The organism is Mesorhizobium sp. M0478 (genome assembly GCF_040321305.1).
In the GTDB taxonomy this organism is placed as follows: Bacteria; Pseudomonadota; Alphaproteobacteria; order Rhizobiales; family Rhizobiaceae; genus Mesorhizobium.
In genome coordinates, this window is record NZ_JAMYRH010000004.1 from 183,326 (window position 1) to 199,007 (window position 15,682).

Annotated in this window: 7 protein-coding genes; 1 reads left to right on the plus strand and 6 read right to left on the minus strand. The window is 63.0% G+C overall.

Annotation, left to right across the window (positions count from 1 at the left end):
* Nucleotides 1–124 precede the first annotated feature (124 nt).
* Entirely contained in the window at nt 125–715 is a 591-nt protein-coding gene (locus tag NKI64_RS12080; protein ID WP_352668123.1) for a transglycosylase SLT domain-containing protein, read from the plus strand.
* A 42-nt stretch (nt 716–757) separates the two neighbouring features.
* Here the strand turns inward: NKI64_RS12080 and NKI64_RS12085 are convergent, their stop codons facing one another.
* From NKI64_RS12085 to NKI64_RS12110, 6 genes are all read right to left on the minus strand, one after another.
* Nucleotides 758–3,079 (minus strand): dipeptide ABC transporter ATP-binding protein, encoded by a 2,322-nt coding sequence (locus NKI64_RS12085; RefSeq protein ID WP_352668126.1) that lies wholly within the window; start codon nt 3,077–3,079, stop codon nt 758–760.
* A 97-nt stretch (nt 3,080–3,176) separates the two neighbouring features.
* On the minus strand, nt 3,177–4,334 hold the full coding sequence (locus tag NKI64_RS12090) for an ABC transporter permease (protein ID WP_352668128.1): 1,158 nt from the start codon (nt 4,332–4,334) through the stop codon (nt 3,177–3,179).
* A gap of 13 nt (nt 4,335–4,347) precedes the next feature.
* Complete coding sequence (locus NKI64_RS12095) at nt 4,348–5,382, minus strand: ABC transporter permease (RefSeq protein ID WP_023668188.1); 1,035 nt, start codon at nt 5,380–5,382, stop codon at nt 4,348–4,350.
* A 223-nt stretch (nt 5,383–5,605) separates the two neighbouring features.
* Nucleotides 5,606–7,258, minus strand: a complete 1,653-nt coding sequence (locus NKI64_RS12100; protein ID WP_023668187.1) for an ABC transporter substrate-binding protein — start codon at nt 7,256–7,258, stop codon at nt 5,606–5,608.
* Between the two features lie 252 nt (nt 7,259–7,510).
* The gene (locus NKI64_RS12105) at nt 7,511–13,558 is read right to left on the minus strand and encodes a translocation/assembly module TamB domain-containing protein (protein WP_352668130.1); all 6,048 of its coding nucleotides are present in this window, start codon (nt 13,556–13,558) and stop codon (nt 7,511–7,513) included.
* A 2-nt stretch (nt 13,559–13,560) separates the two neighbouring features.
* A complete protein-coding gene (locus tag NKI64_RS12110; protein ID WP_352668133.1) occupies nt 13,561–15,489 on the minus strand; it encodes an autotransporter assembly complex protein TamA in 1,929 nt (642 codons plus the stop codon).
* Between the last annotated feature and the right edge of the window lie 193 nt (nt 15,490–15,682).

The following is a 15,682-nucleotide window of genomic DNA, read 5'->3' on the forward strand; positions in this document are numbered from 1 at the left end:
ATGGAGATAAAGGCGACGCGAAAGGTCGGAATAATGATACAGGCCCACCGAGCGCAGCCAGGCCGGCAAGCCGTTAAGAAACACCGCAAGATTCCCTTTATGATTTCGGCCTATTCGTTTTCCAATGCGTAGTTCGAGTTTGAGTAAAATTGTAGCGGTTGGCGTGCTGCTGGCTTTGCCGGCCTGCGCGACGCCGCCCAACCATATCAACAATGTCTGCGCCGTCTTCGACCAGAACGACGGCTGGTTCGACAACTGGCAGTCGGCCGCCGAGCGCGCCTCGCAGAAATACGGCGTCCCTGTCCCCGTGCTGATGGCGACGGTGCGCAAGGAATCCGGTTTCAAGAGCAATGCCAGGCCGCCGCGTACCAAACTGCTCGGCTTCATTCCGTGGAAACATGTCTCGTCGGCCACCGGTTTCTCGCAGGCGCTCGACGGCACCTGGTCGCAATATCAGAGCGAAACCGGCAGCTGGGCGGCGCGGCGGACCAAGTTTGCCGATGCCGTCGATTTCGTCGGCTGGTATCATTCCAAGACATCAGACACGTTCGGCGTCGCCCGCAACGACACCTACAATCTCTATCTCGCCTACTATCTCGGCTGGACCGCCTACGGCCGCGGCAACCGTGGCGATGCCGGCGTGCAGGGCTATGCCAGGGCGACCGAAAAGATGGCCCGCGACTATGCCGTTCAGTTGCAGCAATGCAGCAACTGAACGCGCAGTTACGGCAATGCGAAAACTAGCACCTTTCGCTGTTTAGTGCCGCCTTGTCGTATCTTTCGGCTTCTTAACACCGGTTTCGGAAGCCTCGTCGACTACTTTGGTGCGACGGGCTCGCATCCCAGCCTGGCCCTGCTCCACGGCCTCGCCGATCTCGTCCGCTTCCGCGCTCGACGATTTGCCACGCGGCCGGTTGGGCGCTGTTCCTGTAGAACCCGGGCCGCTGCCATGCGGTGCGTCTTCCGGCACGCCTTCATGCGCGGCATGTTCCTTGTCGAACTTGATCACCGGCTCCATCGTCGCCAGCACATCGTCGGACAGCCAGCACAGGCTCATATGGCCGTCGCCGAGATGTTTAACCGGCGGAACCTTGGTCTCGCACAGATTGTCGGGCACCAGTTTCTTGTAGCCGCAGCGCGTCTGGAACGGGCAGCCGCTCGGCGGGTTCATCGCCGACGGGATATCGCCCTCGAGCACGATGTGCCTCTTCACCACGCTGGTGTCGGCGATCGGGATCGCCGACAGCAGCGCCTCTGTGTAGGGGTGATAGGGCGGCGCGAAGATCTGGTCGGTCGTGCCCTGCTCGACGATGTAGCCGAGATACATGACGACGACCCGGTCGGCGATGTAGCGCACGACGGACAGATCGTGGCTGATGAACAGCATCGTCGTCTTGTTCTTGCGCTGGATGTCCATCAGCAGTTCGGTCACCGCCGCCTGCACCGAGACGTCGAGTGCCGAGACCGGCTCGTCGGCCACCACCACCTTGGCATCGCCGGCAAAGGCGCGCGCCACGCCGATGCGCTGCTTCTGGCCGCCTGACAGCTGACGCGGCTTGCGCGTCTCGAAGGCGCGCGGCAGCTTAACCAGGTCGAGCAGTTCCAGCATGCGCTTGCGCCGCTCGGCGACATTGTTGCCGACTTTGAATTTTTCCAGCGTGCGGATGATCTGCGAACCGACGGAGTGGCTGGGATTGAGCGTATCGAACGGGTTCTGGAACACCATCTGGATCGACGACACCGTTTCGACACTGCGCTTCTCGATGCTGGTCGACTGGATCTCCTTGTTGCCCAGCGTCACTGTGCCGGCGCTTGCCGTCTCCAGTCCGAGCAGAACCTTGGCCAGTGTCGACTTTCCGCAACCGGACTCGCCGACGATGGCGACGGTCTCGGATTCGCGCGCCATGAACGAGATCGTCTCATTGGCCTTGACGACGCGGCCTTCGCTCGAGCCGAAGACTTCGCTGCCGCCGACCTTGTAGTATTTTCTGAGATCCTCGATCTTGAGCACCGGCGCGCCGGGCACCACCTTTTCATTGACCTTCTTGGCGCCGGGAGGCAGCGCCTCCCAGTCGATCTCGTTGAAGCGCACGCAGCGCGAGAAATGCCCTTCGTGACCGGCAACCTCGATCATCGGGATTTCGGCGGCATTGCAGACGCCCTCGACGAAATGGTGGCAGCGCGGGCCGAAATTGCAGCCCTTGGGCCGCTCATGCGGCAGCGGCAATTGGCCGGGGATGGCGATCAGCGGCCGTGAATTCTTGTCGGCGCCCGGCAGCGGGATCGAGCGGAACAGCCCTTGCGTATACGGATGGCGCATCCGATCGAACACGTCCTTGATCTTGCCGGTCTCGACCGCTTCGCCCGAGTACATCACCGTGATGCGGTCGCAGGTCTCGAGGATGAGACCCAGATTGTGCGACACGAAGATCATCGACGTGCCGAACTTCTCGCCGAGCCCCCTGACCAGTTCGACGATGCCGGCCTCCACTGTCACGTCGAGCGCCGTCGTCGGCTCGTCGAGCAGCAGCAGCGCCGGCTTCGACAGCAGCGCCATGGCAATGACGATGCGCTGCTGCTGGCCGCCGGAAAGCTGGTGCGGATAGGAGCGCATCATGCGTTCGGGATCGGGCAATCTCACCGAGCGCACCATTTCAAGCGCTCTTTTGTAAGCCTCTTCCTTCGACACCTTGTCGTGGATCAGCGGCACTTCCATCAATTGCTGGCCGACCTTCATCGCCGGATTGAGGCTCGCCATCGGCTCCTGGTAGATCATGGCGATCTTGTTGCCGCGGATGGAGCGCAGTTCCTCGTCGGACAGCTCGCCCATGTCCTTGCCCTGGAACTTGATCTTGCCGCCGACGATCTTTCCGATGTTGGAGAGGTCGCGCATGATGCCAAGGGACACGGTCGACTTGCCGCAGCCGGATTCGCCAACGATGCCCATCGCCTCGCCCGGCATCACTGTGCAGGAAAAATCCATGACGGCAGGGATCTCGCCCTTGCGGGTGAAGAAGGAGATCGACAGGTTCTCGATCTCGATGATCGGTTCTCCGGGATTTCGAACTGCCTCATTCATGGGTCGCTCCAATCCTTGTCTTCTTGTTTGAGCATGATCTTATCCGAAAACCGCGTACCACTTTTCGGGATCATGCTCTGCGGGCCGAACCCGCTGATCAGTCTTTCATCGATTGTTCGCGCAGCGAGTCCGCGAGCAGGTTCAGGCCCAGCACGAACGACATCAGCGCGATCGTCGGCGGCAGCGCCGGATGGATGAAGGAGCGCAGCAGGCGGCTGGCGTCCTTGATCGCGGTGCCCCAGTCCGGGCTCTCCGGCGCCAGGCCGAGGCCGAAATAGCCGAGCGTGCCGAGCAGGATCGTGGTGTAGCCGATGCGCAGGCAGGCATCGACGATCAGCGGACCGCGCGCATTGGGCAGGATCTCCCACAGCATGATGTACCAGGGCGATTCACCGCGCGTCTGCGCCGCCGCCACATAGTCCCGGGTCTTGATGTCCATGACCAGGCCGCGCACGATGCGGAACACGCCGGGGCTGGAAGCAAACACCACCGCCACAAAGATGTTGAGCTGGTTGGGGTCGATGTGGATGATCTTGAACGGATCGGCATCGAACACCAGGCCGGCATAGACCCAGCCGCCGATGACCAGCGTCAGCCCAAGCAATATGTAGAGCCGGTCTGGCCGGTTCTTGTAGCGGGTCCAGAACAGCACGGAAAAGAAGATGATCGGGAACATGAAGAACAGCCCGGCCATGGCGTAGGGGATCGGCGTGTCCATGATGCCCGGCGTCACCAGCAGGTAGAACAGCAGGATCACCGGGAAGGCCAGCACCAGATTGGCCAGGAACGACAGCACGGTGTCGATGCGGCCGCCATAGTAGCCGGCGGGCAGACCGAGCGTGATGCCGACCATCAGCGCGAAACCGGTCGCCGCCGGTGCGATGATCAGCACGATCTGGCTGCCATAGACCATGCGCGAAAAGACATCGCGGGCGAGCTTGTCGCCGCCGAAATAGTAGATGAGTTTCGATACCGGCTCGAGCGCGCCCGGCAGCGCATCCTTCATGATCGGGACCTGGGCGAGCGGATCGAAGGGCGCGACGGTCGACGCGAAGATTGCCGTGAACAGCCAGAACAGGCAGATGCCGACACCGACTATGCCGACGCCGCTATCGAACAACTGGCCGTAGAGGCCGAGCCTTTTCTTGTAGGTGAAGCTCACCCCCATCACCAGGGCAAGCCCTAACCAGACTGGCCAGAAACGCCCAATCACGCCGAGCACGACATTGAAGGCACCGATATATTCGACCTGCATCTGCCCCAGCCCCCTATTGAACTCTGATACGCGGATTGAGGAACGCGTAGCCGACATCCGAAATGAGCTGCGTGATCAGCACGATGAACACCGAGACCAGTGAACAGCCAAGCAGCAGATCGATGTCGTTGTTGCCGGCGGCCTCGACCAGCGTGTAGCCAAAGCCCTGGTAGCGGAACATCACCTCGACGATGACGACGCCGGTAAGCAGCCAGGGAAATTGCAGCATGATGACGGTGAACGGCGCAATCAGCGCATTGCGCAGCGCGTGCTTGACGACGACGCTGCCGAAGGAAAGCCCTTTCAGCCGGGCGGTGCGGATATATTGCTGCGTCATCACCTCGACCATCGAGGCGCGTGTCATGCGGGCGATGTAGCCGATGCCGTAGATCGCCAGCGTCATCACCGGCAGGGTGAAATTGTAGAAGGTGATGCCCTGGCTTGCCGAGGCGGCCGAACCGTTCAGCCAGCCGAGCCAGGAGGCGAAGATGACGGTGAAGATGACGCCGGACACATATTCGGGCGTCGCGGTCGACGCGATCGATGCGACGGACAGCGTTCGGTCCGTTCGCGAGCCCTCGCGCATGCCGGCCAGGATGCCAATCAGCAGCGAAATTGGCACCATCACCAACAGCACACAGAGCATCAGGATACCGGTGGCGGCGAGTGCGGGGAAGAGCTTTGACGCAACGGAGGTTTTGAACTTGGTCGAGCAGCCGAAATCACCTTCCAGGATGCCGGAGAATTTCGGCTCCAGCGGATCGTTGCAGAAGGAGAAACGCTGCGTCGGCTTGCCGGTCGCCGGATCGGTCACCGGTTGCTTCGGGACGACGCCCAGCCATTGCCCGTAGCGCACGAAGAAGTTCTGCCGGTAGCCATGGTTGACCAGCCAGCTTTCGAGCTGTTCGGCCGATGTGTGCATTTCGGTCTGGCTGATCGCCAGCTTCTTCAAATTAGGCTCGAGGTTGATCAGGAAGAAGACGATCATCGTCAGGCACAGCATCGTCAATGCCATGGTGCCGAGACGCCGGATTACGAAAGAAAGCATGGCGGTCCCCTGCCGGTCTGGTTGGGGTTGGAGCCAGTTCGAAAAACCAGCTTTGCCGTTGCCGGCAGAGTTGGCCGTCAAATCGGCACTCGGATGCAATCAACCCAGTTTTATTGAACGGTCTTTCAGGAGAGTCCGCAACTTTTTGCTGCGGCGGCTTCCGGTTCTGGGCCATGCGAGGCGTGACGGGAAGGAGCGAAGCGCCCCTTCCCTGACGTTCCAATCACGCCTGGTCGAGCCAGACCTTGCCGTAGTCGCGCTCGAAGGTCGGATGCATCTTGTAATTCTGCACCGCCTTGACCGAGTGGCTGTAGAGCTTGCGCCAGTATGGCTGGATCATGATGCCGGAATCCTGCAGGATCTGCTCGATGTCCTTCATCATTTCCTTGCGCTTGGCCGCATCGGCGACAGCCAATGCTGCATTGAGCTTGGCATCCCATTCGGGGTTGGAATAGGCCGACTCGTTCCACGCCTCGCCAGTGCGATAGCCGATCGCCAGAACCTGAACGCCGAGCGGGCGCATGTTCCAGTTGGTCATCGACAGCGGGTACTTGGTCCAGTCGTTCCAGAACGTCGAGCCCGGCAGCACCGTGCGCTTTACCTTGAGGCCGGCGTCGCGCATCTGCGCGGCGATGGCGTCGCCGGTATTCTTGTGCCAGTCTTCGTCGACCGTGATCAGCTCATGCTCGAAGTCGGCCTGGCCGGCTTCCGCCATCAGCGCCTTGGCCTTGGCCGGATCGCGAGCGACTTTGGGCAGCTCGTAATATTCCGGGTGGATTTGGCAGACATGGTGGTTTTCAGCCACCGTGCCGGCATTTCCGTAGCCAAGCTGCAGAACGACATTGTTGTCGACCGCCAACTGCAGCGCGTTGCGCACCTTCTGATCGCCGTAAGGCTTGTTGTTGATGTTGGTGCGGCACACGATGGTCGAGGCGGTGACGATTTCGGACTTGACCAGGTCCAGTCCGTCGAGGATCGACACATAGTCGGCCGAGGTCTCGAAATTGGTATGGACTTCGCCCGCCTCGAAGGCACTGACCATGGCTGCCGGATCGGTGCCGTAGTCGACGAATTCGATGCCGTCGAGGAACACCTCGCCGTCCCACCACTTGTTGTCCTCGCGGCGCTTGTAGACCACCTTCTGGCCGACATCGTAGGAGACGAGCTCGAACGGACCGGTACCGATCGGGCAGGCTTTGAAGTCGCCGCCCTTCTCGTCGAAGCTCTTGTGGACGATGAGACCGGGATAATCGCACATGTTCGGAATGAGCGCGATGTCGGCCTTGCCGAGCTTCAGCTTGACGGTGTGGTCGTCAACCTTGGTCACGGCGCTTTCGTCGAGTTTGTCGTCCTTGACCAGCGTGCCGAGACGGCCAGGCATCGAATTGCCCTCGGCCTTCTTGTCGGCCCAGCGCTTGAGATTGAAGATGACGTCATCGGCGGTGAAGGCATCGCCATTCGACCAGGTCACACCCTTGCGCACATGCAGCGTGTACTCGGTGGCGTCGTCGTTGACCTCCCAGCTCTCCAGAAGGTACGGGCGGAACGTGTATTCGCTGGTGTACTTGACCAGCGGCTCAAGCGCCTGACGCTCGGCATTGGCGATTTCCGACCAGTCGGCCTTGCGCGGATCCTTGGGATCCTTGACCCATTGCGCGACTTTAAGGATGCCGCCCTTCTTGCCCTGCACCTCTTCGGCCCTGGCTTGGGTCGGCACGGCTACGCCGAGCATGCCGTAGGCCATCGCAGTCGACGCGCCGAACACGCTCGCCATGGCGAGGAACTCGCGGCGATCGACTTTGCCTGCCTTGGCTTCTTCGGCCATGGCCAGGATGTGATCGGGAACGCGATCGCCATTACTCTTGTAATTTGTCATACCTTAACTCCCATTGTTGGCTTTCCGCCTTTTAACATTCCGCATCCCTGCCGTGATGTCAAAGACGGCATGGCTACGGAACCTGTTAGGGAATGTGCAACTTTGAAAAGGGAGCGGTTCGCGTGATAACGACAGACTTGGCGCAAAAGTGCTAGCGCGCCCAGATTCCGCCGGAATCTGCTTAGGCGAGTAATTGATACATTTGGGCGGGTTGAGACAGCGCCAGTTCCGGTGGCGGTAAGGGCCAGGAACTCAATATTCCTTTTCGTAGAATATGCCGCCCTTGGCCTCGCCGCCATCGTTGGCCTCGCCGCGCAGCTTGACGCCGCGTCCCACATTGAGGTCGATCGTCGCCTTGCCCGATCCTGGCCTGTCGCCTTTCTGGATCGTCACATAGGTGCGGTCATTGAGGTACTTGCCCGCCGACACGGCGGTGCCGCCCTGGTCATCGGTGGTCACATCCAGGTCATCGACGCCGATTGCACTGCGCAGGTTTTCGAGCAGCGAGGTCGAGCCGCCGACGCCGGCCAGTTGGCCGGCGGCCTCGGCCAACTGCGCGATCTGAAGCGGCGACAGGTTCGACATAGAGCGGCCGAAAATCAGCTGCGCCAGCACCTCGTCCTCGGGCAGCGCCGGCACCGATGAGAAGTCGAATTTCGGATTGGTCGCTTCGCCCGAGACGACGATGGTGACGGTGGCGCTGGTCGTGGTCGATGTCGCGGTCAAGTTGAGGTAGGGCACCAGCGAGCCCGAAAAGCCGACCGTGCCTTCGGTAAAGGTCAGCCGCTTGCCGAGGATCGACAGCCGCCCACGCTGCAAGGTGAAGGTGCCGACCGCCTGCGGCGAAGCCGCCGGGCCGGTCAGCCTCAGCGAACCGCCGAACTCGGCATCGACACCCCTGCCCTGGATGAAGATCTGGTTCGGCGCATTGACCGTGACGTCGAGGACAAGTCCACTGCCGCCACCCCCGCTGGCCGCCGCCGGTCGCAAGGCCTTGTCCTGCGCCCGCACGGAGGCGGGCGCGTTCTTGTGCTTGACACCGAGCGCTGCCAGCGAGCCCGGCAGCTTATCGGGAACGGTGATGACGGTCTTGGCCAGGTTGACGGTGCCCGAAATCACCGGCGCAGAGGTGAGCGGCCCCTTGATGGTCAGGTCGCCGCCGAGATTGGCTGTCACCACCCTGCCGTCGGTATAGCGGCCGTCAACCAGCTTGATCGACAAATCGGCTGGGAAACCTTGCGCCGGATTGATGCCGAGGGTGCCGGAGGCCGACAGGCTGCCGCGTGTCGACAGCGTGCCGGTCAGCCGGTTGATCCGGGCAACGCCGTTGCCGATCGAAATGTCGGCGGCAATGTCGTTGACGGCAAGGCCGGAACGCGCGTCGACCAGGCGGGCGCCCGACGTGCTGACCGTGCCGCCGATCACCGGCGACGCCGCCGGGCCGCGCATCTGGATATTGACGTTGGCGGTGCCGCTGAGCGACAGCCCTTGCGCCGCAAGCTTGGCGGCCAGGAAGGAAAATGGCACCTTGCCGTTGAAGTCGAGCACCAGCGCTGGTGTGCCGGCCGTCGTCACCGTACCGCCGCCCTTGAGGCCAAGCCCGGCGCCGTCGCTGATGTCGGCGTTGAAGGTGAGCTTCTTGCCGGCGAATGTTCCCGACGAAGAGATATTCATGCCGCCAAGACCGGCGCTGCGCGTCTGCGAGGTCTGCACCCCACCAGCATCGATATCGAAAGCGACAGCCGGATTGCCCGGCGCGCCGGTTACCTCGACTGTTCCCGAAATCGAACCGGCGGCCTGGAGGCCCTGCGAAAAACTGTTGGCGAGTGAGGCCGGCACCTTCGACAGCGCGGCGCTGATGTCGAGTGCCTGCCCGACCTTGCCGGTCACCGTCGCCGTGCCGCCACCGAGATTGAGCACCAGCTTGTCCAGCGTCATGGTGCCGTTCGCGATGCTGACGGTCGAGGCCTGGGCGATGGCCGCCTTGATGCCCTGCACCGTGGCCTGGCCGGAAGCGAGTTCGATGGTGGTGGTGCCGCCAGCCGCCTTTACCCTGCCCGCAGCCTTCGCCGGAATGCCCTTGACGGTGGCGCCGCCGGAAAACCCGGTCCAGTCGCCGTCGCGCTTCAAATCGACATCGATGCCGCTGATGGCGGTGCCGCCGGAAATGACGCTGTCGGCGCGAATCTTGCCCGAGATGACCGGCGCGGCGAGATAGTTGGCGACCAGCGCATCGATCGACACCGTCTTCGCCTGCAGGTCGCCGTGCGTAATCGAAGCGGTCGCAGCCTTGACGGCGACGTTCGGGCCATCCGCGGTCTTTGAGAAGGCGATGGTGCCGCGCACGTCGCCTTCGGCCTTTTCCAGCGCCAGCGCCGCCAGGGGCCCGATATCCGGCAGGTCGAGCGCGATGGTGCCGACCGGCACGAAAGCCTCGTCGAGCGCAAGGTCGCCGGAGATCTTGTTGTTGCCGAGCGACAGCAGCAGGCCGTTGATGGCGCTCTTGCCGTCGGCCGTCGCCAGCACCGCGCTGCCTTGCAGCGCCTGCCCTGCGACATTGCCGGTCAGTTGCACATTGGCCGCCGGATTGGCGGCGTCGGCCTTGCCGGTGGCGGTCAGCTTCAACCCGGTGATTTCGCGTTCCGCCACCAGCAGCCGGTCGCTGTTGACTGTCAGCGACAGGTCCGGCGCCAGGCTAGGCCCCTGCGCGCTGAGTGCGAAGCTGATCGCGCCTTTGGCATCTTTCGACAACAGTGAGATGTCGGCCAGTGCACCCTTGATATCTGCGCTGAGCTTGTTGTCGGCGAGACTGGCCTGACCGTCCGCGGTCAGTGCGCCCGACACCAGTCTGACCGGATTGGCGCTGAAATTGCCATTGGCATCCCGCTTCAGCGTGGCGCTGAGCTGCGTGCGCTCTGCCAGCACGCTGCGCGCCGCCGCCGGCAATGCCGCCGACAGCACGTCGGCGTTGAGGTTGAGGTCGATTGCTCCATCGGCAAAGCCGACACGGCCATTGAAGGCGCTGCCCAGCGCATCGGCCTGCACCGAGCCGCTGTCGATGGTGATCGCGTCCGCCGCCAGGGTGCCGGCGATCTTGGCGGTGATCTTGCCGGCGATCAGCGGCGCGATGGTCGGATTGTCCAGACCGATCTTGTCCGCCGTCGCCGTGCCCGAGATCGGACCGGTTCGGCTTTTCATATCAAATGCATCGGAATGCAGCGCAAGCGCAATGCCCTCGACCTTGGCGTCATCCGTCGCCACCGAAGGCAGTACCGCCGAGATGTCGAGCTTGGCTTGCGCAGCCTGCCCGGCCGCCTTCACCGACAGCGCCTGCAATTCGAGCTTGATCGGGCTTTCCGCGCTGCCCAGCGTCAACGGCAGGCTCGGACCGGACGATGTCAGATCGAGCGCGAAATCGCTGGCGCCGTTCGGGTTGACGGTGCCGGCTGCCTTGCCGGAGATTTTTTGGCCCGACAGCGTCGCCTGATCCAGCACGACGCCGCCGGCCGTCGAATAGCTGCCGGCCGCATCGACATCGAGCGGTCCGAGCCCGGCCTGACGGGTCTGGCTGGTCTCGGCGCCGGCCAGTTTTGCATTAAAGCGAATGTCGGGATTTGCTGACGGCCCGGTGATTTGCGCCGTGCCGTCGAGCGTGCCCGCGGCATCGAGGCCGGGCGAAAAGCCATTGGCAAGCGCAGCCGGCAGCGCCGAGAAGGTCGCCGCCAGATCGAGCGTCTGGCCCGCCGTGCCCGACAGCGTCACCGAGCCGCCGCCGAGATCGACTACCAGCCTTTGAATGTTGGTGATGCCATCGGCAATGGTCAGGCTCGACGGCTCGGCGATCGCCACCTTGATGCCGCGCACCGTCGCCTCGCCGGACGCGATCTCGACGCTGGTCGCGCCGCCGGCAATCTTCGCCCGCCCGGCAGCTGTCGCCGGAATGCCTGATATGGTCGCGCCGCCGGTGAAATTCGTCCAGTCGCCGTCACGCTTGAGGTCGACGCCGATGCCGCTGACGACGGTCGTTCCCGAGGTCACGCTGTCGGCCTTGATCGTGCCGGAGATCGCAGGGCTGTTGAGATAGTTGGCGATCAGTGCGCTGACGGTGACTGCCTTGGCTGCCACATCACCGCGCGCGATCGACACGCTGGCTGCATTGATGGTGACGGTGGGCGCCTCGCCGTCTTTGGAGAACACCACGGTGCCGCCGATATCGCCGGCCACCGTCTGCCCGGCCAGCGACGCCAGCGGCGCGATGTCGGGGGCGGAGATCGTCAGCGTCCCCAGCGGCAAGAATTTTTCATCGAGCGCGAGGTCGCCCGACACCTTGTTGTCGCCCAGCGCTACGCTGAGCCCCTTGATGGAGCGCTTGCCATCGCTCGTCACCAGCGCCGCCTTGATGGCGAGCGGCTGTTCGTCGACCGCGCCGGTCAGCGAGACATCTGCGGCCGGGCTCACAATGTCGGCCTTGCCCGATGCGGTCAGCTTGATGTCCTTGACCGTGCGGCCGGAGGCCGTCAGGCTGGCACTGTCGGCCGAAACCGAGAAATCCGGTGCGTTGCGCGCGCCGCTTGCCGTCAGCGCGAAATCGATCCCGCCGGCGACCGGCACGCCGACCAGCGAAGACAGCACCGAGACGTCGCCGAGCTTGCCCTTGATGTCGGCCTGGATATCGCTGCCTTGCGCGCTGGCGGTGCCGCTGGCGCTCAGCGAACCGGAAGTGAGTTCGATCGAGTTGGCGGCGAAAGAGCCCTGCGGATCGCGCGTCGCGGTCGCCGAGAATTTGACCCGTTCGCCAAGCAGCGAACTGATCTGCGGCGGCAGCGCCGTCGACACAGCATCGGCATTCATCTTGAGCGTCATGGCGAGATCGGCCAGCGTCACCTTGGCCGTCAGCCCGGCATTGAGAGCATCGCTGCGCAGCGTGCCTTCGTCGAGCGAAATCTCGTCCCTGCTGATCGAACCGGCAAGAGAGGCCGTCAGCTTGCCGGTCACCAGCGGCGCCAGCGTCGCGACGTCGGTCTTCAGTCCGGCCGCCGCCAGCGACACGCTGACCGGGCCGCTGCGGTTCTCGAAGTCGAAACCGTCGGAATGGATCTTCGCATCCAGATTGTTCACCTGAGAGCCGCCCGCCACCACCGAGACCAGTGAAGCGCTGGCGTCAATCATCGGCGCCTTGCCGTCACCGAAGGCGCGCGCGGTCACATTGTTGATGGCCACCATGATCGGCTGCGCCTGGGTACCGACATTGACCGTGACCGGCTTGGCTTTGGCCACGAGTTCGACCGAAAGGTCGCTGGCGCCGTTGGGGTCGACCATGCCGGCAGCGGTACCATGAACTGCGTCGCTCTCGATTGCAGCGCGCTCGATGTCGACGCCGCCGGCTGCGGTCGCGGTGCCGGCGAGGTCGAAACTGGTCTTGCCGGCAAACAGCGACTTGAACCGTTCCGGCAGGAACCCTTCGAACGAACCGTCGCCCTTGGCCTCGATCCGGTTGCCCTTGTCGGTCAGCTGGTGCCGGCCGGTGAGCTGGGTAACGATCTGCCCATCGACCATGAAGGTGCCGACGCCGCTCCAGTTGGCCAGCGGCCCGGTGCCCGAGACGACGATGTTGACCGGCGGCGCGCCGGGTAGCTTGAGCAGGTTGGCGATGATGCCGCCGGCCGGCTCGGAAGCCTTGAGATCGAGGTCAAGCTTGTTTTCATCCGGCGCGAAGTGGATGTTGGCGTCGACATTGCCTTGCTTGCCGTCATGGCGGGTAACGTTGAGCACCGTCTGGATCGCCAGCGGCGACGCATCGACCTTGGCCGATCCCTTGGCCGCAAGTTCGGCAATGCCGCTGCCGGCAAGTTGCTGGCCGAGCGCGATCTCCGGCAAATCGATCGCTCTGATATCAAGCGAAACCGGCAGGCCGGTCGACCCGCTCTTGCTCGGCTCGGTGCTCGCCACAGGCAGCCGTGCCAGTTCTATCCGTTCGGCCGCTATGCGGTCGGCGCTGAAATTCTTCGACAACAGCGCCAGCGGCGACCAGTCGACGGCCACCTTGCGGGCCACCAGCCAGGCGCCCTCGCGGTCTTCCAGCACGACATGGTCGACCGTCAGCGCGCCGGACCAGATACCGTTAATGCCGCTGACCGTGACTTTGCTGTCCCCTGACGAGGCCATGTCAGAGATGATGCCGGCGAGATTTTCGCGGCCGCGCTCGGTTTTGGTCAGCACGACCAACGCGCCGATGCCCGCCGCCGCCACGATCAGCAGCGTGTAGAAAAACAGGCGAAGGATGCGTTTCAAAATCTTCATCGTCAGAACGCCTGTCCGATCCCGGCATAGATGCCGAAACGCGGGTCGCCACGGTCGCGGTTGAGCGGCACGGCGGCGTCGATGCGCAGCGGCCCGAACGGCGTGATGTAGCGCAGGCCAACGCCCGCGCCGACCTTCACGTCGGAAAAGTCCGGCGTCGCTGTGGTCGAGACAGTGCCAGCGTCGACGAACGGCACGATGCCGATCGTGTCGGTCAGCGCAATGCGCATTTCGACCGATGTTTCGAAGAAGGAAAGCCCGCCGATCGGCTGGTTGTCGATGTCCTTCGGTCCGATGCCCTGATAGGCATAGCCCCGCACCGAGCCGCCACCGCCGGAATAGAAGCGCCTGTCGGCTGGAACGTTCTGAAGGCCGGTGCCGACGATCGAACCCAGCGCGACGCGTTCGGCAAGCACGAATTTCGAGGCCGTGTCGAGCGACTGATAGGCCGACCCCTCGCCCCTGAGCTTGAGGAAGGCGGCGCCGCTCAGAATGTCGTAGCTCGGTTCGGCATAGGCCAGAACCCTGAAGCCGCTGGTCGGGTTGAGCCGGTTGTCCCTGTTGTCATAGACATATTGCAGCGGAATGCTGGCGATCAGGTATTTGTGCTTGCCGAAGGCGTCGGTGATCCTGGAATAGTCCAGCGCGATTTCAGCCGAAACCGTCTGCTTCTTGTCGATCTCATAGGACAGGCCGGTGCTGCCCTTGACCGAGAAATGGTCGTAGGCATCGGGATGTTCGAGGACGGTCTTGACGCTGGCGATGAATTTCGAAGCCGGCCCGATCACGCCCGGCTTCTCGAACATGATGCCGGCATTGTAGTTGAGCTCGCTGAGATCGTTGCTGCCGATGCCGCTGATCTTGCCCTCGATGCGCAGCTTTTCGGCCCGGCCGAACAGATTTCGGTGGCCCCAATAGCCTTCCAGGCCTAGCCCTTCGGTGTTGGAGAAAGTGCCGCCGACGCCGAAATAGCGTGGTTTGCGCTCGCTGACCTGAACGCCGATCGGAATGTTGCCGTCGGCGTCGAGACTGTCGGCTTCCTTCAGCGTCACGCTGTTGAACACTTCGAGCCTCAGCAGCCGGTCGCGGGCATCGTCGATCTCGTCGGGCGAATATTGCCGGCCGCGTTTCAGCCCGGTCATATATTCAGTGAACTCGCGATTGACCTTCTCGGTGCCATCGACGGTGGTGTCGCCATAACCGGCAACCGGCCCGGCGGCCACCGTCAGCGTCACGTCTAGCGTCGAGGTGGTGTGCTCGGCCACGACCTGCCTGTCGGTGATCCGGGCCAGCGGCCGGCCCTCCTGCTTCAGCGCCCGCACGATCAGCGCCTCGGCCTTGAGCACGGCGCCCGAGCCGGCATCGCCGCCGGCTATCAGGCCGAAATCGGCGCTCGCCAGCCCGGCGGCATCGCCCTCCAGCCGAATATTGCCGAGCGTGAATTTGGGCCCGCTCGAGATGCTGATCACCACCGGGATCGGCTGCGGACCCGTAAATTCGGCATCGGGCGGCAAATCGTCCAGCGCCTTGCCCTGGATGGTGATGGTGACGACGCCTTCATAACGGGCGTCGGCATAAAGCGCGGCGACCAGCTGTTCGCGGTCGCTACGCGCCTTGGCCAAAAGGCCGAGCGAGCCGGAAACCGGGCGGTCCTCGTCGGATTTCAGCGACGAGGCGTTTTCGAGCTTCTTAACCAAGTCCTTGTCGGCATCGGGCGCTTCGATGGTCACCGCATAGCGCAGCGGGTCGACGATATCGGCGTCCTCGTCATTCGAAGAGCCCCACAATTTGATGCCGAAGAGCTCGAAGGCGGCCGCCGACCCCGATTCGGCAACGAGCACGGTCGAGCACGCCAACGCCACAATCAGCGCGCGCGAAAGCGTGCACCGTGGCGCACTTACCTTCGACATCTGCGCTTCATACGCCGGCATCAGGACAACCTAGGTTACAAAACTAAAATTGGAATGAAGTTTTGAAGCGCTCGTAAAGGGGCCACAATCCAATTGTCTGAAATAGGCAGGGCTTGGAATTCACACCTTCTGCGTTTTCGCAAGAAAGCGTGATCCCTTTCCCGTGGATGAACTATCGGCATACCGGTCATTGGCCGGTTTGGGAACCGTTGGC